General features: G+C 59.2%; 17 protein-coding genes. All 17 read right to left on the bottom strand.

From position 1 onward, the window contains the following. Window positions 1-40: 40 nt before the first annotated feature. Window positions 41-1,330 carry a phosphopyruvate hydratase gene (eno, locus tag K0F88_RS23885; protein ID WP_138964488.1) on the bottom strand — a complete coding sequence of 430 codons (1,290 nt, stop codon included), beginning with the start codon at window positions 1,328-1,330 and terminating at the stop codon, window positions 41-43. A gap of 156 nt (window positions 1,331-1,486) precedes the next feature. Further along, window positions 1,487-2,332: a 3-deoxy-8-phosphooctulonate synthase gene (gene kdsA, locus K0F88_RS23880; protein ID WP_007949350.1), complete on the bottom strand. Its 846-nt coding sequence runs from the start codon at window positions 2,330-2,332 to the stop codon at window positions 1,487-1,489. Window positions 2,333-2,337: 5 nt separating this feature from the next. After that, window positions 2,338-3,969 (bottom strand): CTP synthase, encoded by a 1,632-nt coding sequence (locus K0F88_RS23875; protein WP_010462795.1) that lies wholly within the window; start codon window positions 3,967-3,969, stop codon window positions 2,338-2,340. 274 nt (window positions 3,970-4,243) lie between these two features. Then, on the bottom strand, window positions 4,244-5,572 hold the full coding sequence (gene tilS, locus K0F88_RS23870; RefSeq protein WP_219096761.1) for a tRNA lysidine(34) synthetase TilS: 1,329 nt from the start codon (window positions 5,570-5,572) through the stop codon (window positions 4,244-4,246). A 148-nt stretch (window positions 5,573-5,720) separates the two neighbouring features. Further along, the gene (locus K0F88_RS23865; RefSeq protein WP_010462799.1) at window positions 5,721-6,668 is read right to left on the bottom strand and encodes an acetyl-CoA carboxylase carboxyltransferase subunit alpha; all 948 of its coding nucleotides are present in this window, start codon (window positions 6,666-6,668) and stop codon (window positions 5,721-5,723) included. 140 nt (window positions 6,669-6,808) lie between these two features. Next, window positions 6,809-10,330: a DNA polymerase III subunit alpha gene (dnaE, locus tag K0F88_RS23860; protein ID WP_219096760.1), complete on the bottom strand. Its 3,522-nt coding sequence runs from the start codon at window positions 10,328-10,330 to the stop codon at window positions 6,809-6,811. A gap of 76 nt (window positions 10,331-10,406) precedes the next feature. Next, window positions 10,407-11,033 carry a ribonuclease HII gene (gene rnhB / locus K0F88_RS23855; RefSeq protein ID WP_010462803.1) on the bottom strand — a complete coding sequence of 209 codons (627 nt, stop codon included), beginning with the start codon at window positions 11,031-11,033 and terminating at the stop codon, window positions 10,407-10,409. A gap of 11 nt (window positions 11,034-11,044) precedes the next feature. Continuing rightward, a complete protein-coding gene (lpxB, locus tag K0F88_RS23850) occupies window positions 11,045-12,175 on the bottom strand; it encodes a lipid-A-disaccharide synthase (RefSeq protein ID WP_219096758.1) in 1,131 nt (376 codons plus the stop codon). 2 nt (window positions 12,176-12,177) lie between these two features. Next, complete coding sequence (gene lpxA / locus K0F88_RS23845; RefSeq protein WP_131059164.1) at window positions 12,178-12,954, bottom strand: acyl-ACP--UDP-N-acetylglucosamine O-acyltransferase; 777 nt, start codon at window positions 12,952-12,954, stop codon at window positions 12,178-12,180. Further along, window positions 12,951-13,391: a 3-hydroxyacyl-ACP dehydratase FabZ gene (fabZ, locus tag K0F88_RS23840; RefSeq protein WP_008154051.1), complete on the bottom strand. Its 441-nt coding sequence runs from the start codon at window positions 13,389-13,391 to the stop codon at window positions 12,951-12,953. The genes lpxA and fabZ overlap by 4 nt, the downstream gene beginning before the upstream one ends. 108 nt (window positions 13,392-13,499) lie before the next feature. Then, entirely contained in the window at window positions 13,500-14,555 is a 1,056-nt protein-coding gene (lpxD, locus tag K0F88_RS23835; RefSeq protein WP_219096757.1) for a UDP-3-O-(3-hydroxymyristoyl)glucosamine N-acyltransferase, read from the bottom strand. Between the two features lie 3 nt (window positions 14,556-14,558). Beyond that, window positions 14,559-15,062 (bottom strand): OmpH family outer membrane protein, encoded by a 504-nt coding sequence (locus K0F88_RS23830; protein WP_010462812.1) that lies wholly within the window; start codon window positions 15,060-15,062, stop codon window positions 14,559-14,561. A 45-nt stretch (window positions 15,063-15,107) separates the two neighbouring features. Further along, window positions 15,108-17,498, bottom strand: a complete 2,391-nt coding sequence (gene bamA, locus K0F88_RS23825; protein ID WP_219096756.1) for an outer membrane protein assembly factor BamA — start codon at window positions 17,496-17,498, stop codon at window positions 15,108-15,110. A 74-nt stretch (window positions 17,499-17,572) separates the two neighbouring features. Continuing rightward, window positions 17,573-18,925, bottom strand: coding sequence for a sigma E protease regulator RseP (gene rseP, locus K0F88_RS23820; RefSeq protein WP_219096754.1), 1,353 nt, complete (start codon window positions 18,923-18,925; stop codon window positions 17,573-17,575). Window positions 18,926-18,978: 53 nt separating this feature from the next. Continuing rightward, window positions 18,979-20,169 carry a 1-deoxy-D-xylulose-5-phosphate reductoisomerase gene (ispC, locus tag K0F88_RS23815; RefSeq protein WP_219096752.1) on the bottom strand — a complete coding sequence of 397 codons (1,191 nt, stop codon included), beginning with the start codon at window positions 20,167-20,169 and terminating at the stop codon, window positions 18,979-18,981. Continuing rightward, window positions 20,166-20,972, bottom strand: coding sequence for a phosphatidate cytidylyltransferase (locus K0F88_RS23810; RefSeq protein WP_219096750.1), 807 nt, complete (start codon window positions 20,970-20,972; stop codon window positions 20,166-20,168). The genes ispC and K0F88_RS23810 overlap by 4 nt, the downstream gene beginning before the upstream one ends. Next, on the bottom strand, window positions 20,972-21,727 hold the full coding sequence (gene uppS, locus K0F88_RS23805) for a polyprenyl diphosphate synthase (RefSeq protein WP_219096748.1): 756 nt from the start codon (window positions 21,725-21,727) through the stop codon (window positions 20,972-20,974). Before uppS ends, K0F88_RS23810 begins: the two co-directional genes overlap by 1 nt. Window positions 21,728-21,740: the final 13 nt, after the last annotated feature.

The raw sequence follows: 21,740 nt of genomic DNA, 5'->3' as shown, positions 1-21,740 counted from the left end.
TTTTTCCGACACAATCCGGTGTCTTTTTACCAGTTAACGATCAACCGCGGAATTCGCTGCGACCGTTGTACTTGGCTTTGCCGTTCAACTGCTCTTCGATACGCAGCAGTTGGTTGTACTTGGACACGCGGTCCGAACGGCACAGGGAGCCGGTCTTGATCTGGCCAGCCGAGGTGCCCACCGCCAGGTCGGCAATGGTCGAATCTTCGGTTTCGCCGGAGCGGTGCGAGATCACGGCGGTGTAACCAGCGGCCTTAGCCATCTGGATGGCTTCCAGGGTTTCGGTCAGGGTACCGATCTGGTTGAACTTGATCAGGATCGAGTTGGCGATCTTTTTATCGATGCCTTCTTTCAGGATCTTGGTGTTGGTCACGAACAGGTCGTCGCCTACCAGTTGGACTTTCTCGCCGATCTTGTCGGTGAGGATTTTCCAGCCAGCCCAGTCGGACTCGTCCAGGCCGTCTTCGATCGAGATGATCGGATAACGCTCGGTCAGGCCTTTCAGGTAGTCAGCGAAACCTTCAGCGGTGAACACCTGGCCTTCGCCGGACAGGTTGTATTTGCCGTCTTCGTAGAATTCGCTGGCTGCGCAGTCCAGTGCCAGGGTCACATCGGTGCCCAGCTTGTAACCGGCGTTGGCCACGGCTTCGGAGATCACTTTCAACGCGTCTTCGTTGGAAGCCAGGTTCGGTGCGAAACCACCTTCGTCACCCACGGCAGTGCTCAGGCCACGGGCCTTCAGCACAGCTTTGAGGTGATGGAAAATCTCGGTGCCCATGCGCAGGCCTTCCGAGAAAGACTTGGCGCCAACCGGCTGAACCATGAATTCCTGGATGTCGACGTTGTTATCGGCGTGCTCGCCACCGTTGATGATGTTCATCATCGGAACCGGCATCGAGTAAACACCCGGGGTGCCGTTCAGGTTGGCGATGTGAGCGTACAGCGGCAGGTCCTGGTCCTGTGCTGCTGCCTTGGCCGCGGCCAGGGAAACGGCGAGGATCGCGTTGGCGCCCAGGGAACCTTTGTTTTCAGTACCGTCGAGCTTGATCATCGCGTGATCCAGCGCTTTCTGGTCGCTTGGGTCTGTACCTTTCAACAGGTCGCGGATCGGACCGTTGATGTTGGCGACGGCTTTGAGCACGCCTTTGCCCAGGTAACGGCTCTTGTCGCCATCACGCAGCTCGAGCGCTTCACGCGAGCCAGTGGAAGCACCGGACGGCGCGCAAGCGCTACCGATGATGCCGTTATCGAGAAGCACGTCCGCTTCCACGGTGGGATTGCCACGGGAGTCGAGAACTTCACGACCTTTGATGTCGACGATTTTTGCCATTGTTGTAAACACTCCAAAGTTGACGAAAACGACGCAGCTAGAGGAAATCTTTTACCGTCGGCAAGTGGTGTGCAGCGGGCAGACTTGCGGACGATAAGGCTCAGGCCCGAGGGCCTGAGCAACAAATCGTGCGGTACTTTACCGGAGAAATGAGGTTTACGCGGTCTCTACCGTCGGAAAACTCTTCACCAGTTCGTCCAGGGCTTTGAGCTGGGCCAGGAATGGCTCCAGTTTGTCCAGGCGCAAGGCGCAAGGGCCGTCGCACTTGGCGTTATCCGGGTCCGGGTGGGCTTCGAGGAACAGACCGGCCAGCGACTGGCTCATGCCCGCCTTGGCCAGGTCAGTGACCTGAGCACGACGACCGCCGGCGGAATCGGAGCGACCACCGGGCATTTGCAGCGCGTGGGTCACGTCGAAGAACACCGGGTATTCGAACTGCTTCATGATGCCGAAGCCGAGCATGTCGACGACCAGGTTGTTGTAGCCAAAGCTCGAACCGCGTTCGCAGAGGATCAACTGATCGTTACCCGCTTCCACGCACTTGCTCAGGATGTGTTTCATCTCATGCGGGGCGAGGAACTGGGCTTTCTTGATGTTGATCACCGCGCCGGTCTTGGCCATCGCGACCACGAGGTCGGTCTGGCGCGACAGGAAGGCCGGCAGCTGGATGATGTCGCAGACTTCAGCGACGACCGCGGCCTGGTCAGGCTCGTGGACGTCGGTGATGATCGGCACGCCGAAGGCTTGCTTGATGTCCTGGAAAATCCGCATGCCCTCTTCCAGGCCGGGGCCACGGTAAGAGGTCACGGAGGAACGGTTGGCCTTGTCGAAGCTGGCCTTGAACACGTAAGGGATACCGAGTTTCTCGGTGACCTTTACGTATTCTTCGCAGACCTGCATCGCCATGTCGCGGCTTTCCAGCACGTTCATGCCACCGAAAAGCACCATTGGCTTGTCGTTGGCAATCTCGATATCGCCTACACGGATGATCTTCTGCGCCATCGGATTTACGCCTTCTTCTGGTGTTGAACCAAAGCTGCTTTAACGAAACCGCTGAACAACGGGTGACCGTCGCGTGGTGTCGAGGTGAACTCAGGGTGGAACTGGCAAGCGACGAACCATGGATGATCCGGGGCTTCAACCACTTCAACCAGCGCGCCATCACCGGAACGACCGGAAATTTTCAGGCCGGCTTCCATGATTTGCGGCAGCAGGTTGTTGTTCACTTCGTAGCGATGACGGTGACGCTCGACGATCACGTCCTTGGCATAGCAATCGTGCACCAGGGAACCCGGTTCCAGCAGGCAATCCTGAGCGCCGAGGCGCATGGTGCCGCCCAGGTCGGACGATTCAGTACGGGTTTCGACCGCGCCGGTAGCGTCTTCCCACTCGGTGATCAGACCCACGACCGGATGGCCGCTGGCGCGATCGAACTCAGTGGAGTTGGCGTCTTTCCAGCCCAGCACGTTACGGGCGAACTCGATCACGGCCACTTGCATGCCCAGGCAGATGCCGAGGTAGGGAACCTTGTTTTCACGAGCGTATTGAACGGCGGTGATCTTGCCTTCCACGCCACGCAGTCCGAAGCCGCCCGGTACGAGGATCGCGTCGACACCTTCCAGCAGCGCGGTGCCCTGGTTTTCGATGTCTTCGGAATCGATGTAGCGCAGGTTGACCTTGGTGCGGTTGCTGATGCCGGCGTGACTCATCGCTTCGATCAGCGACTTGTAGGCGTCCAGCAGTTCCATGTACTTGCCGACCATCGCGATGGTGACTTCGTGTTCCGGGTTCAGCTTGGCGTCAACCACGGCTTCCCACTCGGACAGATCGGCGCTGCCGCATTGCAGGCCGAAACGCTCGACGACGAAATCGTCCAGGCCCTGGGAGTGCAGGATACCCGGGATCTTGTAGATGGTGTCGGCGTCTTCCAGCGCGATCACCGCACGTTCTTCAACGTTGGTGAACTGCGCGATCTTGCGACGCGACGAAATGTCGATCGGGTGATCGGAACGGCATACCAGCACGTCTGGCTGCAGGCCGATGGAACGCAGTTCCTTGACCGAGTGCTGGGTTGGCTTGGTTTTGGTTTCGCCGGCGGTGGCGATGTAAGGCACGAGCGTCAGATGCATCAGCATCGCGCGTTTGGCGCCGACTTCGAAACGCAATTGGCGGATCGCTTCGAGGAACGGTTGCGACTCGATGTCACCCACGGTGCCACCGATCTCGACCATCGCCACGTCGGCATCGCCGGCGCCCTTGATGATGCGGCGCTTGATTTCGTCGGTGATGTGCGGGATCACCTGGATGGTGGCGCCCAGGTAATCACCACGGCGCTCTTTGCGCAGGACGTGTTCGTAGACACGGCCGGTGGTGAAGTTGTTGTTCTGGGTCATGGTCGTGCGGATGAACCGCTCGTAGTGGCCCAGGTCCAGGTCGGTCTCGGCGCCGTCGTGGGTGACGAACACCTCACCGTGCTGGAACGGGCTCATGGTGCCCGGGTCAACGTTGATGTACGGGTCCAGCTTCAGCATGGTGACCTTAAGTCCCCGCGCCTCCAGGATGGCCGCCAATGAAGCCGATGCGATGCCTTTCCCCAATGAAGAAACAACACCGCCCGTGACGAATATGTAGCGCGTCATGAAAAACCCTAGAAGTCTGCGTTAAAGCGGTCCGAGCCGCCGGGGAAAGCGAAGGAAGGCCGAAGCCCCCGATCACCTGCATTAATCACAGTGCACCTTTCAAAAAAACCGCCGCGTTGGGACAGACCGGCAGATGAAACACCGGTACGTTGCTCGCTACACATTTTTTGGAATCGCCCAGCAAAGACTGCTTGGTAATCGGCAACTCCTGCAATTCAGGCGAATCCACAGAAGTTGTATCAAGAAGGGAGCGTAGTCTACCGGAAAGCCCCTTTCAGCTCAAACCTTGATCTTCGCTCAGTGGGTCCCACTGCAAATGCCAGCCCTCCTGCTCGTTGCCATCGAGGCCCCGCAGGTTGGCCACCGCCAGCAATTGCGCGTCCCGGTAAAGCAGCGGCAATCTGCCACGGACGAAGCCCGGAACCCCTCGTTCGTTGAGCAAACGCTTGAGATCCCGGTGGCCGCGATCAGGCAGATTCATGACCTCGCCTCCTTCACGATAGCGGATCTGCAGCGAGCCAGCGGGGATTTGGCCGGTGAGTGTCAGCACACCATTTTCCGGCAACACCAGCGCTGTCGAGGGATCAGCCCAGACGCCGGCGGAGGGCGGAATGCGCAGCCAGTAGCCCGACAGCCACCAGATACGCCCACCCGCCCGATGCAATTCGCCCTGCGCCAATCGCCAGACCGGACGGGCATCACCCGTGGCATCGCGCAAATCATCCCAACCCGACCAATGGTCGCTATCCGGCAGCCGTGTCCGCGTTGTGAGCCAGTGACTCACTGCGTTGCGCTGACGCGCAGTGGAGAGTTTTGCCAAAGGCGCCAACGCCAGGGATGGCAAACCCAGCCAATCGAATTCATTGGCGGTACTGGCGCTGGCCAGATCGATGTGCGCCAGGTCATCGAGCAACCCCTGCGCTTCGCTCAGATGCGCGGCGCTGCGGGCCATGGTCGCGATCGCTTGCGGCCAGCGTTCGGTCAATACCGGGAACACTTGATGGCGCAGGTAGTTGCGCGAGAACTGGCGGTCCTGGTTCGACGGGTCCTCGATCCAGCTCAGCTGATGCTCGGCCGCATACGCCTCAAGCGCGGCGCGTGAGACATCGAGCAACGGACGCACCAGATGCCCGCGACCCAGGACGCGTTCGCGAGGCATCCCCGACAAGCCCCTCCCCCCTGCCCCGCGCAACAGCCGAAACAGCAGGGTTTCCGCTTGATCGTCACGGTGCTGCGCGGTCAGCAGCAGTTCATTGGCTTGAGTGGCCTCAATGAACGCGCCATAGCGCGCATCCCGGGCGGCGCGCTCAAGGCTGGCGCCGGACTGAACCTGAACGTGAACCACCTGCAGCGGCACGCCCAAGGCATCACAGACGGATTGGCAATGTGCGGGCCACGCATCGGCCGCAGCCTGAAGACCATGGTGGACATGGAGGGCGCTGAGCGTTGGCAGGGATTGGTTTTTTGCGAGGTGGGCGAGCAGGTGCAGCAGGACGGTGGAATCGAGCCCGCCACTGAAAGCAATGCGCCAGGTTTTGGCGTTGCGCCAAGGCTTCAGACTCAGGAGTAGCTTGGCTGACAAATCAATCCTGGATGAGCTCATAAAGTTCACGTCGCCCAAATCAACTGTGGGAGCGAGCTTGCTCGCGATAGCGGTGTAACAGACAACCGATTAGTTGAATGTTAAGCCGCTATCGCGAGCAAGCTCGCTCCCACACTGGTTTTTGATCATCTGCCGAAGCAGTGTCAGATCAGAGACCGTAGCTCATCAGACGCTCGTAACGACGGGCCAGCAGCGCCTCGTTGTCGAACTTCTTCAGCATCGCCAGTTGCGAGCTCAGCTCGGCACGGATCGAAGCCGCCGCGGCCGCTGGATCGCGGTGCGCGCCGCCCAAGGGCTCACCGATCACTTTGTCGACGATGCCCAAGCCTTTCAGGCGCTCGGCGGTGATGCCCATGGCCTCAGCAGCATCCGGCGCTTTCTCGGCGGTTTTCCACAGAATCGAGGCGCAACCTTCTGGCGAGATCACCGCGTAGGTCGAGTACTGCAGCATGTTCAGCTGATCGCAAACGCCGATCGCCAGAGCGCCACCGGAACCACCTTCACCGATAACGGTGGCGATGATTGGGGTTTTCAGGCGGGCCATGACGCGCAGGTTCCAGGCAATCGCTTCGCTCTGGTTGCGCTCTTCAGCGTCGATGCCAGGGTAAGCGCCCGGAGTGTCGATGAAGGTCAGAATCGGCATTTTGAAACGTTCAGCCATTTCCATCAGGCGGCACGCCTTGCGGTAGCCTTCCGGGCGCGGCATGCCGAAGTTGCGGCGAACTTTCTCGCGCACTTCACGGCCTTTCTGGTGACCGATGATCATCACCGGCTGATCGTCCAGACGGGCAATACCGCCCACGATCGCGGCGTCATCGGAGAAGTGACGGTCGCCGTGCAGTTCGTCGAACTCGGTGAAGATGTGTTCGATGTAGTCCAGGGTATACGGACGTTTCGGGTGACGCGCGAGACGTGCGATCTGCCAGCTGGTCAGCTTGCCGAAGATGTCTTCGGTCAGCGTGCTGCTTTTGTCCTGCAGGCGGGAGATCTCATCGCCGATATTCAGCGAATTGTCGTTACCGACCAAGCGCAACTCTTCGATCTTGGCTTGCAGGTCGGCGATCGGCTGTTCGAAATCTAGAAAATTCGGGTTCATAGGCGTCCGTCTTGGGTCGACATCCAAGAGAGCTTGGGCCGGCCGGTTGTCTATTCGCGCCCTACCTTAAGGGACAGGCGCGTTCAGGTCGAGATTAAAAATGCTGGTCGAGATCGGGCCACAACAACAGACCCTGACCGTCAACGGTATTGGAGGAAGACGTTGTCTCGCCCGAACTGGTCACGCAAGGCTTGAATCAACGCATCCGCCGGGTCGATCCGCCAGGTCTCGCCAAACTGTAGCAAGGCCTTCGCATCGGGGCTCGTGTACTCCATGGTGATCGGGCACGCGCCGCGGTGACGCTTGAACAACTCACCCAGCCAGCGTAGCTGATCGCCCTTCAAATCCTTGGTCTGCAGCTTCAGGCGCAGGCTTTCGGCGAGGTTGGTGCGCGCATCTTCCATGCTCATCACCCGCTTGACCCGCAGACGCAAGCCGCCGGAGAAGTCGTCGTTGCTGACTTCGCCTTCGACCACCACCATCGCGTCAGTCTGTAACAGCGATTGTGCCGAATGGAACGCTTCGGCAAACAGCGAGGCTTCGATCCGCCCGGAGCGATCGTCGAGGGTGATGAAACCCATCTTGTCGCCCTTTTTGTTCTTCATCACCCGCAGGGCGATGATCATGCCCGCGACGGTCTGCGTATCGCGAGCCGGTTTCAGGTCGATGATGCGCTGACGGGCGAAACGGCGAATCTCGCCTTCGTATTCGTCGATCGGGTGACCGGTCAGGTACAGGCCCAGGGTGTCTTTCTCCCCTTTCAGGCGCTCCTTGAGGGTCAGCTCCTTGGCCTTGCGGTGATTGGCGTAGACGTCGGCGTCTGCTTCGACGAACAGCCCGCCAAACAAGTCGGCGTGGCCGCTGTCGTGGGTGCGGGCGGTTTGTTCGGCGGCCTTGATCGCCCCTTCCATCGCGGTCAACAAGATCGCGCGGTTCTGGTCGATGCTCGCTTGATAGGCTTTCGGTTCGTCATGAAAACAAGGGCCCAGACGATCCAGTGCACCGCTGCGGATCAGACCGTCCAGCGTGCGCTTGTTGATTCGCTTGAGGTCGACCCTGGCGCAGAAATCGAACAGGTCCTTGAACGGACCGTCCCGACGCGCCTCGGTGATCGCTTCCACCGGACCTTCGCCCACCCCCTTGATCGCACCGAGGCCGTAAATAATCCGGCCCTCATCATTCACCGTGAACTTGAACTCGGAAGTATTCACATCCGGTGCGTCGAGACGCAGCTTCATGGTGCGAATTTCTTCGATCAAGGTCACGACCTTGTCGGTGTTGTGCATATCCGCCGACAGTACCGCGGCCATGAATGGCGCCGGGTAGTGCGTCTTCAACCACGCGGTCTGGTACGACACCAGGCCGTAGGCGGCGGAGTGGGACTTGTTGAAACCGTAACCGGCGAATTTTTCTACCAGGTCGAAAATGTTACCGGCCAGGTCGGCGTCGATATTGTTGGTCTTGCAACCGTCAATGAAACCGCCGCGCTGCTTGGCCATTTCTTCAGGTTTTTTCTTACCCATGGCCCGACGCAGCATGTCCGCACCGCCGAGGGTGTAACCGGCCATGACCTGGGCAATCTGCATCACCTGTTCCTGGTACAGGATGATGCCGTAAGTCGGTGCCAATACGGGCTTGAGGCCTTCGTACTGGTAGTCCGAGTGCGGGTACGCGAGTTCGGCGCGACCGTGCTTACGGTTGATAAAGTCGTCCACCATGCCCGATTGCAAAGGGCCCGGACGGAACAGGGCCACCAGGGCGATCAAGTCTTCCAGGCAGTCGGGCTTGAGCTTTTTGATCAGCTCTTTCATGCCGCGCGACTCAAGCTGGAACACCGCGGTGGTTTCAGCTTTTTGCAGCAGCTGGTAGGTCGGCTTGTCATCCAGCGGGATGAACGCGATGTCCAGCGGCGGTTGATCGACCTTGGCGCGGTCGCGGTTGATGGTTTTCAGTGCCCAGTCGATGACCGTCAGGGTCCGCAGACCGAGGAAGTCGAACTTCACCAGGCCGGCGGCCTCGACGTCGTCCTTGTCGAACTGGGTGACCAGACCGTCACCGGCCTCATCGCAATAAATCGGCGAGAAGTCAGTCAGTTTGGTCGGCGCGATCACCACACCACCGGCGTGCTTGCCGACGTTACGCACCACGCCCTCAAGCTTTCGCGCCATTTCCCAGATTTCCGCGGCTTCTTCATCGACCTTGATGAAGTCGCGGAGGATTTCTTCCTGCTCGTAGGCTTTTTCCAGGGTCATGCCGACTTCGAACGGAATCATCTTCGATAGACGATCCGCCAGACCATAGGACTTGCCCTGCACCCGCGCCACGTCTCGGACCACAGCCTTGGCCGCCATGGAACCGAAGGTGATGATCTGGCTCACCGCGTTGCGGCCGTATTTCTCGGCCACGTAGTCGATCACGCGGTCACGACCGTCCATGCAGAAGTCGACGTCGAAGTCGGGCATGGAGACCCGTTCCGGGTTAAGGAAACGTTCGAACAGCAGGTCATATTCCAACGGATCGAGGTCGGTGATCTTCTGCACATAGGCCACCAGCGACCCGGCACCCGAGCCCCGGCCAGGCCCCACCGGCACGCCGTTGCTCTTGGCCCACTGGATAAAGTCCATCACGATCAGGAAGTAACCGGGGAAGCCCATCTGGATGATGATATCCAGTTCGAAATTCAACCGGTCGACGTAGACCTGTCGCTTGGTTTCGTAGTCTTCGGTAGTATCCCGGGGCAGCAGAACGCTGAGGCGTTCTTCCAGACCATCGAAGGAAACCTTACGGAAATACTCGTCGATGGTCATGCCATCAGGGATCGGGAAGTTGGGCAGGAAGTGAGTACCCAGCTTCACTTCGATGTTGCAGCGCTTGGCGATCTCGACGGTGTTGACCAGCGCTTCGGGAATGTCGCTGAACAGCTCGGCCATTTCCTCGGCGCTTTTGAGGTATTGCTGATCGCTGTAATTCTTCGAACGCCGCGGATCGTCGAGGGCGCGGCCCTCACCGATGCAGACGCGGGTTTCGTGAGCGGCAAAGTCTTCCTGCTTGATGAAACGCACGTCGTTGGTGGCGACCAGCGGCGCACCGATTTTCTCGGCCAGCGCCACGGCGCCGTGCAACTGCTCTTCGTCGTTGGGGCGGTTGGTGCGCTGGATCTCCAGATAGAAACGATCCGGGAACACGGCCATCCATTCGCGCGCGAGGTTTTCCGCTTCTGCCGGATTGCCACTGAGCATGGCCAGGCCAATCTCGCCCTCTTTGGCCGCCGACAGCATGATCAAGCCTTCGCTGGCTTCGGCCACCCACTCGCGCTCGATGATGACCGAGCCATTGCGCTGGCCGTCGATGAAGCCGCGGGAAATCAGTTCGGTGAGGTTGCGATAGCCGACAGCGTTCATCGCCAACAGGCTGATCCGGCTCAGGGCGTTGTCCGGGTCCTTGTTCGACAGCCACAGGTCGGCGCCGCAGATCGGCTTGATGCCTGCGCCCATAGCGGCTTTATAGAATTTGACCAGGGAACACATGTTGTTCTGGTCGGTGACCGCGACGGCAGGCATGTTCATGCCGACCAGGGTCTTAACCAGCGGTTTGATCCGCACCAGACCGTCGACCAGGGAATATTCAGTGTGCAGGCGTAGATGAACGAATGAAGCCGGCATAGTGATCCTGTCTAGAAACGTGAAGACAACAAGGCCCGGATTGTACCGGGCCTTGAGTAAAACATCAGCCTCGCGACTAACTCTCGATCAGGTTTTCGCGAGCCTCGTAAGCCAGGCGCACCGGGGCAAAAGAACGACGGTGAATCGGCGTTGGCCCCAATCGGGCCAGGGCTTCCAGATGAACGGGTGTCGGGTAGCCTTTGTGGCCGCCAATGCCGTAACCCGGGTAAATCAATTCGAAAGCGGCCATTTCACGGTCACGGCTGACCTTGGCCAGAATCGATGCCGCAGCGATGGCCGGCACCTTGCCGTCACCCTGCACCACCGCTTCGGCGCGCATGGACAGTTTCGGGCAGCGGTTGCCGTCGATCATCGCCAGTTTTGGCTGGATGTGCAGCCCTTCGATCGCACGCTGCATGGCCAGCATGGTGGCATGCAGAATATTCAGCTCGTCGATTTCTTCGACTTCGGCCCGGGCGATGCACCAGCTCAGGGCTTTTTCGCAGATTTCGTCGTAGAGCTTTTCGCGGCGGGCTTCGGTGAGCTTCTTCGAATCGTTCAGACCAAGAATCGGCCGATTCGGATCGAGAATCACCGCAGCCGTGACCACGGCGCCGCAGAGCGGGCCGCGACCGACTTCGTCGACACCGGCAACCAGATCTTCCACTTCAGCGACCAAGGTGAAATCCAGCCCCATTTGCATGCTTGTTTTACTCATTGTACTGGGCCAATCAGTTTCAGCACGGCATCCGCCGCCTGGTTGGAGGCATCCAGACGCAAGGTCCGGTGGATTTCGTCGAAGCCGCGGGTCTGTTCTTCTCCACCCTCGATCAACGGCGACAAGGTCTGGGCCAGGGCTTCGACCGTCGCGTCGTCCTGCAGCAACTCAGGCACCAAAAGACGCTGGGCCAGCAGGTTCGGCAACGAGATGTAGGGGCTTTTCACCATGCGCTTGAGAATCCAGAACGTCAGCGGCGCCAGACGATAAGCGACCACCATCGGCCGCTTGTACAGCAGCGCCTCAAGGGTCGCCGTGCCGGAGGCAATCAACACGGCGTCGCACGCGGCAAGGGCTAGATGGGATTTGCCATCGAGCAGGGTCAGCGGCAGGTCGCGGCCGGCCAGCAACTCTTCAAGCTGCGCGCGGCGTTCAGGGCTGGCGCAAGGCATGACGAACCGAACGCCGGGGCGCAAGGCCCGCAAGCGTTGGGCAGTATCGAGGAACAACGCACCGAGGCGGCCGACTTCGCCACCACGGCTGCCGGGCATCAACGCAACCAGCGGCCCCTCCGGCAAACCGAGTTCGGCCCGAGCAGCGGAGCGATCAGCTTCAAGCGGGATCGCATCAGCCAGGGAATGCCCGACAAACCGCACCGGCACGCCTTTTTCTTTATAAAACTTCGCTTCGAACGGAAACAGCGTCAGCATCAAGTCGCAGCCTTCGCGAATCTTCAGCACCCGCTTCTGCCGCCACGCCCACACCGACGGGCTGACGTAATGCACAGTCTTGATCCCGGCCTGACGCAGCTTGAGTTCGATATTGAGATTGAAGTCCGGGGCATCGATGCCGATAAACGCGTCCGGCTTTTCGGCGATGAGGTCGCCGATCAGCTTTTTGCGACGCGCCATCAACTCGCGCAATCGACCCAGCACTTCCACCAGGCCCATGACCGAAAGCCGTTCCATCGGAAAATACGAAGTCAGGCCCTCGGCCTGCATCAGCGGACCACCGACACCGATGAATTCCACCGCCGGATGCTGAGCCTTGAGGGCGCGCATGAGGCCCGCGCCCAGAATGTCACCGGAAGCCTCACCCGCCACCAGCGCAATACGCAGATTAGCCATGATTAACGTGTGATGCCGCGGGTCGAAGACTGGATGGAATCACGGAACACCGCGACTTCCGGGAACTGGTCCGAAGGTTCGGCCAACTCGGCGAGTGCCTGCTCAACCGTCAGGCCCTGGCGGTAAACCACCTTGTAGGCACGACGCAGGGCGTGGATCGCGTCTTCGCTGAAACCACGGCGACGCATGCCTTCGAAGTTCATGCTGCGGGCTTCGGCAGGGTTGCCGAACACCGTGACGTAAGCTGGAACGTCCTTGCCAATGGCGGTACCCATGCCGGAAAAGCTGTGGGCGCCGATGTGGCAATACTGGTGAACCAGGGTAAAACCGGACAGGATCGCCCAGTCTTCAACGTGCACATGGCCAGCCAACGCGGTGTTGTTGACCAGAATGCAGTGGTTGCCGATTACGCTGTCGTGGCCGATGTGCGCATAGGCCATGATCAGGTTGTGATCGCCCAGGGTCGTTTCCGAACGGTCCTGAACGGTCCCACGGTGAATCGTCACGCCTTCACGGATGACGTTGTGGTCACCGATAACCAGACGTGTTTCTTCGCCTTTGTATTTCAGATCGGGCGTGTCCTCGCCTACCGAAGAAAACTGGTAGATGCGGTTGTGCTTTCCGATTCGGGTCGGGCCTTTGAGAATCACATGCGGCCCGATCACTGTCCCCTCGCCGATTTCCACACCTGCGCCGACGATCGACCAAGGGCCGACCTCGACACCTTCGGCCAGAACGGCCGTCGGATCGATGATTGCGCGAGGGTCAATCAAACTCATAGTTTGCGTTCCGCGCAGATGATTTCAGCGGAGCAGACTGGCTTGCCATCGACCGAAGCCTGGCACTCGAACTTCCAGATCTGACGCTTGCAGCTGATGAAACGAGCTTCGAGGATCAATTGATCGCCTGGAGTGACGGGCTGGCGAAAACGCAGCTTGTCGGAGCCGACGAAGTAATAGAGCGTGCCGTCGGCAGGCTTCACGTCGAGCATTTTGAAGCCAAGGATACCGGCAGCCTGAGCCATCGCTTCGATGATCAATACGCCCGGCATGATTGGATGCGCGGGGAAGTGGCCATTGAAGAACGGTTCGTTGATGCTGACATTCTTGTAGGCGCGAATGCGCTTGCCTTCCACATCCAGATCCACGACCCGGTCCACCAGCAGGAACGGGTAACGGTGAGGCAGGTATTCGCGAATCTCGTTGATGTCCATCATTTCGGGGGGAAGCCTATGTAAAGATTGGGAGCGCGCGACTGACGCGCACTCCTCTAGCAAATCAAGGAGGCAGTCTAGCGGCTGTGCACACTTGATATGGAAATGGTATCAGCCATCTGATGAAGCATTACCGTCAGGGGTCACGTCCCCTACACGCTTTTCCAGCTGTCGCAGACGTCGCGCGATGTCATCGAGCTGACGGATACGGGCCGCGCTTTTGCGCCATTCGGCGGCTGGTTGCATCGCCGTACCGGAAGAATAGGAACCCTTTTCGGTAATCGAGTGGGTCACCATGGTCATTCCGGTGATAAAAACGTTGTCGCAGATTTCGATATGCCCCACCAGCCCTACGCCACCGGCAAGCATGCAATGCTTGCCGATCTTGGTGCTGCCAGAGATCCCCACGCACGCGGCCATGGCGGTGTGATCACCAACCTGTACGTTGTGGGCGATCTGAATCTGATTGTCGAGCTTCACACCGTTACCCAATACGGTATCGGCCAGCGCACCGCGATCGATAGCGGTATTCACGCCAATCTCCACATCATCACCGACCAATACACCGCCGATCTGGGCGATTTTCTGCCAGACACCTTTCTCGTTGGCAAAGCCGAAGCCTTCGCCACCCAGCACGGCACCGGACTGAATCACTACCCGCTTGCCGATGCGCACGTCGTGGTACAGCGTGACGCGCGGGGCCAGCCAGCCGCCTTCGCCGATTTCGCTACGGGCACCGATGAAGCAATGCGCCCCCACGGTCACACCGGAAGCAATACGCGCGCCGCTTTCGATCACCGCAAAGGCACCGATGCTCGCCGCCGGATCAACCACTGCGTCCGCGGCCACTACCGCTGTCGGGTGAATACCGGCCTGCGCCTTGGGCTTGGGATCGAACAGATGGGAAATACGCGCGTAGGCCAGATACGGATCAGGCACCACCAAGGCATCGCCGGCAAAACCTTCAGCGTCAGCGGCCTTCAGCAACAGCGCTGCGGCCCGGCAGTCCACCAGGTATTTACGGTATTGGGGGTTTGCGAGAAAGCTCAACTGAGCTGGGCCAGCCTCTTGCAAAGTGGCTAGCCCAGTAATTTCTTTCTCCGGGTCGCCACGTAGCGTGGCGCCGAGGAACTCGGCCAACTGGCCGAGTTTTATAGTCGCTGTCATGGATTACTTCAGCTGATTCATGCGCTCGATCACCTGGCGAGTGATGTCGTACTGAGGTTTGACATCAATCACTGCGCCACGCTCGAAGACCAGGTCAAAAGCACCTTTCTTGATGACTTCTTCCACAGCGCTGTCCAGTTTCGGCTTGAGCTGTTTCAGCATTTCACGGTCGGCAACGGCTTTGGCTTCGTTCAGTTCCTTGGACTGGAACTGGAAGTCACGGGCCTTTTGCTTGAATTCGAGCTCAAGGCGTTCACGCTCGCCTTGCTGCATCTTGTCGCCGCCAGCCATCAGACGGTCCTGGATGCCTTTGGCGCTGCTTTCCAGCGTCTTGAGCTTGGACAGTTGCGGGCCAAACTTCTTCTCGGCATCCACAGCGTATTTCTTGGCAGCATCGGATTCCAGCAGGGCCATCTGATAGTTCAGAACGGCGATTTTCATGTCGGCAAAAGCCGGACCTGCAACCAGTACGGTCGCCAGGAGAACCAATTGAGTCAACTTACGCACGATGCACTCCTACAAAATCCATTGTCGTTATTTTGAGGCAAACGCTTAGAACGTCTGACCAAGAGAGAATTGGAACACTTGAGTCTCAGCTTCATCCGGTTTCTTGATCGGCATGGCCAACGCGAAACTCAGAGGACCCAGTGCGGTGACCCAGGTCACGCCCACACCGACGGAACTCGCAACGTTGCTCAGGCTGATGTCGTTGCACTCTGTTTGAGAGGTCGAACCGACATTGGCGTTCGTCGTTTTGTCGCACTTGGAATCGAATACGTTACCCACATCCCAGAATACCGAAGTACGCAGGGAACGCTGATCCTTGACGAATGGCAGCGGGAACAGTAACTCGACACCACCCTGCATCAAGACGTTACCACCAAACGGCAGCGGATCCTGGTCCGGGTCGGCGAGCGTACCGGCGTTACCCGTTACAGCCTGACCACGGCTAGGTGTACTGCGCGGACCCAGGGTACTGTCCTTGAAGCCACGAACCGAGTTGAAACCACCAGCATAGTAGTTTTCATAGAACGGCAAGCCATCGGTGGAACCGTAGCCGTCGCCATAACCCAGTTCGGTGTGCAGGCGAACGGTGTAGTTTTCAGTGATTGGCTGGAACAGCTGACCACGATAATCAAGTTTGAAGAACGACAGGTCGCTACCCGGCGTGGTGGTTTCCAGCGTCAAGCTCTGGGAATGGCCGCGGGTCGCCAGTACACCTTTGTTCAACGTCGACTCGGACCAGCCGGCAGACGCCTTGAAGTTCAGGTAGTTATCGCCTTCGCGGTTAACGAAGTCGAAAATCTCGTCAACGGTGTACTGACCGGTCTTGATCTTGTCCTGTTGTGCAGTCAGGCCGAAGGTCAGACGCGAAGTCTCGCTGATCGGGTAACCGACGCTGACACCAGCACCCAGGCTGTCTACGGCATAGCTGGCTACGTCGACATCGAGGTCTTTGTAGTCAGTGGTGCGATAGAAGGCGTTGTAACCCAGGCTCACGCCATCAGCAGTCCAGTACGGGTCGACATAACCGAAGTTGTATCGGCTCTGGTATTCACTGCGGGTCAAACCGATGCTGACCTTGTTACCGGTACCCAGGAAGTTGTTCTGGGTGATCGAACCACCGAGGATCAGACCGGCGCTCTGGGCGAAACCGACGCTGGCGGTGATCGAACCGGAAGCCTGCTCTTCAACGCTGTAGTTCACGTCAACCTGGTCATCGACACCCGGTACTGCCGGGGTTTCGACGTTGACTTCTTTAAAGAAGCCCAGACGCTCAAGACGGGTCTTGGATTGGTCGATCAGGTAGGTCGAAGCCCAGCCGCCTTCCATCTGACGCATTTCACGGCGCAGCACTTCGTCTTCGGACTTGGTGTTGCCACGGAAGTTGATGCGGTTGACGTAAGCACGCTTGCCCGGATCGACAGCGAAAGTGATGTCCACCGTGTGGTCTTCATCGTGCGGCTGAGGCACGCCGTTGACGTTGGCGAAGGTGTAACCCTCGTTACCCAGGCGACGGGTGATCAGCTCGGACGTGGTGGTCATCAGCTTGCGCGAGAATACCTGGCCTTTCTGAACCAGCAGCAGGGACTTGACCTGGTCTTCAGGGACTTTCAGGTCGCCGCTCAGCTTGACGTCACGAACGGTGTACTTCTCGCCTTCGTTGACGTTGACGGTGATGTAGACGTGTTTCTTGTCTGGAGTAATGGACACCTGGGTCGAAGCGATATCCATGTTGATATAGCCACGGTCCAGGTAGTAGGAGCGCAGACGCTCCAGGTCACCGGACAGTTTTTCACGGGCGTACTTGTCATCGTTCTTGAAGAACGACAGCCAGTTGGTGGTCTTCAATTCAAACAGGTCGATCAGGTCTTCGTCAGGGAAGACCGTGTTACCCACCACGTTGATGTGCTGGATAGCCGCAACGGTGCCTTCATTGATGTTGACCTTCAGGCCGACGCGGTTACGCGGCTGCGGCACCACTTCGGTGTCGACGGTGGCCGAGTAGCGACCCTGGGCGACATATTGGCGCTGCAGTTCGTTACGCACACCTTCGAGGGTGGCGCGCTGGAAGATCTCGCCTTCGGCCAGACCGGATTGTTTCAGGCCCTTCATCAGGTCTTCAGTAGAGATCGCCTTGTTACCTTCGATCTCGATACTGGCGACCGACGGGCGCTCGACTACCGTGATGACCAGGACGTTGCCATCGCGGCCCAGCTGGATATCTTGAAAGAACCCGGTTTTGAACAGCGCACGAGTGGATTCCACCAGGCGACGATCATCCGCCTGTTCACCGACGTTTAACGGCAAAGCACCAAAGACGCTACCCGCGGAGACCCGCTGGAGGCCATTGACGCGAATATCAGAGATAGTGAAGGACTCGGCGTGAACTTCGGCGATCATCAATACGGTGAGAACCGCAGTTAGCAGCAGACGTTTCATGAAGTCCTTTCTTATTCCAACTGGCAATAAACAAACTGCCGCAAAATGCGGCAGATTCGCAATTCAGCGAAGTGTTACAGACGGCCCAAATCATTGACCAGAGCAAGCAACATCACCCCGACCACCAAACTGATACCGATCTGTATCCCCCAACCCTGCACCCGATCCGACAAGGGACGACCACGCGCCCACTCGATCAGATAAAACAACAAATGTCCCCCATCCAGTACAGGAATGGGCAACAAATTCAGAACCCCCAGGCTAATACTCAGATAAGCAAGGAAATTCAGGAAATCAGCGACACCCGACTGGGCAGAAGCGCCCGCCACTTTAGCAATGGTTATCGGTCCACTCAAGTTTTTTACCGAGAGCTCGCCGAACAACATTTTCTTGAGCGAATCGAGGGTCAGTACGCTCATGGTCCAGGTGCGTCGAGCACCCTCCCCAATTGCGGCCACCGGACCATAACTGACTTCGCGAATCATCTCTGGTGGCCAATCGACCGCTTTCACCCCAGCGCCCAGATAACCGGTGGGCGCCTTGCTCTCGCCGCGAGCGGCCAAGGTCACAGGGACGTCGATTTGAGCACCATCACGCTCAACGCGCAGCATGATTTTGGTATCTGGATGCATACGGACCGTGTCGACCACCTGCTGCCAGTCATCAAGGGACTTGCCATCCAGCGCCAACAGCCGATCACCGGTCTTCAGGCCCGCAGCCTGTGCCGGCCCTTTCGAATCAAGTTCAGCCAGCACCGGCGGCAACGCCGGACGCCAAGGGCGAATACCCAGCGAACGAATCGGATCCGGTTCGTCAGCACCCTTGAGCCATTTATCCAGCATCAGCTCACGGGGTGAATCCGCCGTGGAGCCCTGCTCACGCACCAGCAATTGAAGAGAACCGCTCTCGCCAAGACGACGGACCAGTTGCAGATTGACCGCGGCCCAACCAGACGTTGGCTCGCCATCGATGGCAATAATTTCCTGACCGGCACCCAGACCGGCCTTGGCGGCGATACTGCCGGACTCGACCGCGCCGATGACCGGCCGCACCTGCTCGCTGCCGAGCATGGCCAACACCCAGAAAAACACCATTGCCAATAGAAAGTTGGCAATCGGCCCGGCCGCCACGATGGCAATGCGCTGACGGACCGATTTGCGATTGAAGGATTGATCGACCTGATCGGCCGGCACTTCGCCCTCGCGTTCGTCGAGCATCTTCACGTAACCGCCCAGCGGGATCGCGGCGACGACGAACTCAGTGCCTTTCTTGTCGTGCCAGCGCAGCAGCGGCATACCGAAGCCCACGGAGAAACGCAGTACCTTGACCCCACAGCGACGTGCGACCCAGAAATGGCCGAACTCGTGGAAGGTGACCAGCACGCCCAGTGCAACCAGGGTGCCGACAATCATATAGAGCGCGCTCATCTACTTTCTCCGCAATCCTGTCCAGTGCCGCATGGGTCAACGTATTGCAGCACTTACCGCCCGTGACGGCTCAACCATTGTTCGGCGAGTACTCGCGCTTTCGCGTCGGCCGTAAACACCGCCTCGAGATCATCGACCGCGACGACCGGCTCGAGGCTTAACACTTCCTCGATGATACTCGCGATTTCCGGGTAGCGAACCCGCCCGTCGAGAAACGCCGCGACAGCCACTTCATTTGCTGCATTGAGCATGGCCGGCGCACTATTGCCGGCTTCGGCGGCCTGACGCGCAAGGCGCAGGCAAGGGAAACGATCTTCATCGGGTGCCTGGAAGTCCAGTCGCGCGATGGCAAACAGATCCAGCGGCGCCACACCTGAATCGATGCGCTCCGGCCAGGCCAGGGCGTTGGCGATCGGCGTGCGCATGTCCGGATTGCCTAACTGCGCCAGCACCGAACCATCGATATAGTCGACCAGCGAATGAATCACGCTCTGCGGGTGAATCACCACTTCGACCTGGGATGGCTTGGCGTCGAACAGCCAGCAGGCTTCGATCAACTCGAGCCCTTTGTTCATCATGCTGGCCGAATCGACCGAAATCTTGCGACCCATGGACCAGTTCGGATGAGCGCACGCTTGCTCAGGGGAAACATGCGCCAGTTCGGCCATCGGTGTCTGTCGGAACGGACCACCAGAAGCTGTCAGCAGAATCCGCCGCACGCCCACCGCGCCAAGCCCACGGGCGAAATCCTGCGGCATGCACTGAAAAATCGCGTTGTGCTCGCTGTCGATCGGCAGCAGCACCGAACCGCTTTTACGCACGGCCTGCATGAACAGCGCACCCGACATGACCAGTGCTTCTTTGTTGGCCAGCAGGATCTTCTTGCCCGCCTCGACCGCCGCCAGGGTCGGACGCAAGCCCGCCGCACCGACGATGGCCGCCATGACCGCATCGACCTCTGGGTCGGAAGCGACCTGACACAGCCCCTCTTCCCCTGCGAGCACACGGGTCGACAGGCCTGCGGCGCGCAAGTCGTCCTGCAAGGTTCGGGCAGCGCCCGCTTCCGGCACGACGGCAAACTTCGGCGTGTGGCGCACGCACAAGGCCAGCAACTCACTCAGGCGAGTGAAACCGCTCAAGGCGAACACCTGATAACGCTCGGGATGGCGAGCGATCACGTCCAGGGTGCTCAGACCGATCGAGCCGGTCGCCCCCAGGACGGTAATCTGTTGTGGGCGGCTCACGGTGCAGCCATCCACAACAACACGGCGAATACCGGGATCGCGGCCGTCAGGCTGTCGATGCGATCCAGCACACCGCCGTGGCCTGGCAGCAAGTTACTGCTGTCCTTGATCCCCGATTGACGCTTGAACATGCTCTCGGTGAGGTCGCCCACAACCGAGATGAAGACGATCACTGCCGCACCGATCAGGCCCATCAGCATCTGCACGAAGCTCCAGTCGCGTACAAAACCGACGATCACCGTAATCACCAGGCTCAGCAGCAAGCCGCCATACACGCCTTCCCAGCTCTTGCCAGGACTGACCTGCGGCGCCAGCTTGCGCTTGCCAAAGGCCCGGCCGGAAAAATACGCGCCGATATCAGCACCCCAGACCAGCACCATCACCGCCATGATCAACCAGTTACCCAGGGGTTGCTGCTTGATCTGGACCAGCCCCTGCCAGGCCGGCAGCAGGATCAGTAAACCGATCACCAGCTTGCAGGCGGCACTGGACCAGTGCTCGCTGGAACGCGGATAAGTCAGCACCAGATACGTCGCCACGCCCCACCAGAGCACCGAAGCACCCAACACCCAGGGCGCGAGTCCCGGCAGGATGTGCATGACAAACAGCATCAATGCGACCACAACCGCGTAGGCCACGCGCATCGGCTGGGCATTGAAGCCTGCCAGGCGAGCCCATTCCCACGCACCGAGGGTCACGACCAGCCCGATGAACAGCGCAAAGCCTGTGCCTTCGAGCAGGAAAAACCCGCACAAAGCGATCGGCAGCAGGATCAGCGCAGTGATGATTCGTTGTTTGAGCATTAAACCCGGGCTCCAGCCTCGACCTGCTCGCTCGTTTTACCGAAGCGGCGCTGGCGAGAAGCGAAATCGGCCAGCGCGTTACGCATGGCGTCGTGTTTGAAGTCCGGCCAGAACAGGTCGGAGAAGTACAACTCGGCATAAGCCAGTTGCCAGAGCAGGAAGTTACTGATGCGGTGTTCGCCGCCGGTGCGGATGCACAAGTCCGGCAACGGCAGATCGCCGGTGGCCAGACAGGTCTGCAACAGCTCCGGGGTGATGTCCTCCGGACGCAAGTGCCCGGCCTGAACCTCCCGTGCCAGACGCTGTGCGGCCTGCGCGATGTCCCACTGACCGCCGTAGTTGGCGGCGATCTGCAAGACAAAGCGGTTGGCACCGGCGGTCATCGCCTCGGCTTCACGCATGGCCGCCTGAAGCTCAGGATGAAAGCGCGAACGATCACCGATGATGCGCAGACTGATGTTGTTGTCATTGAGGCGCTTGGCCTCACGACGCAACGCCTTGAAGAACAGATCCATCAAGGCACTGACTTCATCGGCCGGGCGCTGCCAGTTCTCACTGGAGAAGGCGAACAGGGTCAATACCTCGACCCCGGCCTCGGCACACACCTCAATCACTGCGCGAACCGCATCCACGCCCGCTTTATGCCCGGCGACACCCGGCATAAAGCGTTTTTTCGCCCAGCGATTATTACCATCCATGATGATCGCGACATGGCGCGGCACCGCGGACGGCGCAGTCTGCTTAGTCTTTTCCATGAAAACGCGACCC

Source organism: Pseudomonas sp. UMAB-40 (assembly GCF_900095275.1).
In the GTDB taxonomy this organism is placed as follows: domain Bacteria; phylum Pseudomonadota; class Gammaproteobacteria; order Pseudomonadales; family Pseudomonadaceae; genus Aquipseudomonas; species Aquipseudomonas mandelii_B.
This window is presented reverse-complemented; position numbering and strand designations above follow the sequence as displayed.

Bases quoted from the DNA above. Each gene is read 5' to 3' on its own strand.
- eno (WP_138964488.1), bottom strand. From the start codon at position 1,330: ATGGCAAAAATCGTCGACATCAAAGGTCGTGAAGTTCTCGACTCCCGT.
- kdsA (WP_007949350.1), bottom strand. From the start codon at position 2,332: ATGGCGCAGAAGATCATCCGTGTAGGCGATATCGAGATTGCCAACGAC.
- K0F88_RS23875 (WP_010462795.1), bottom strand. From the start codon at position 3,969: ATGACGCGCTACATATTCGTCACGGGCGGTGTTGTTTCTTCATTGGGG.
- tilS (WP_219096761.1), bottom strand. From the start codon at position 5,572: ATGAGCTCATCCAGGATTGATTTGTCAGCCAAGCTACTCCTGAGTCTG.
- K0F88_RS23865 (WP_010462799.1), bottom strand. From the start codon at position 6,668: ATGAACCCGAATTTTCTAGATTTCGAACAGCCGATCGCCGACCTGCAA.
- dnaE (WP_219096760.1), bottom strand. From the start codon at position 10,330: ATGCCGGCTTCATTCGTTCATCTACGCCTGCACACTGAATATTCCCTG.
- rnhB (WP_010462803.1), bottom strand. From the start codon at position 11,033: ATGCAAATGGGGCTGGATTTCACCTTGGTCGCTGAAGTGGAAGATCTG.
- lpxB (WP_219096758.1), bottom strand. From the start codon at position 12,175: ATGGCTAATCTGCGTATTGCGCTGGTGGCGGGTGAGGCTTCCGGTGAC.
- lpxA (WP_131059164.1), bottom strand. From the start codon at position 12,954: ATGAGTTTGATTGACCCTCGCGCAATCATCGATCCGACGGCCGTTCTG.
- fabZ (WP_008154051.1), bottom strand. From the start codon at position 13,391: ATGATGGACATCAACGAGATTCGCGAATACCTGCCTCACCGTTACCCG.
- lpxD (WP_219096757.1), bottom strand. From the start codon at position 14,555: ATGACAGCGACTATAAAACTCGGCCAGTTGGCCGAGTTCCTCGGCGCC.
- bamA (WP_219096756.1), bottom strand. From the start codon at position 17,498: ATGAAACGTCTGCTGCTAACTGCGGTTCTCACCGTATTGATGATCGCC.
- rseP (WP_219096754.1), bottom strand. From the start codon at position 18,925: ATGAGCGCGCTCTATATGATTGTCGGCACCCTGGTTGCACTGGGCGTG.
- K0F88_RS23810 (WP_219096750.1), bottom strand. From the start codon at position 20,972: ATGCTCAAACAACGAATCATCACTGCGCTGATCCTGCTGCCGATCGCT.
- uppS (WP_219096748.1), bottom strand. From the start codon at position 21,727: ATGGAAAAGACTAAGCAGACTGCGCCGTCCGCGGTGCCGCGCCATGTC.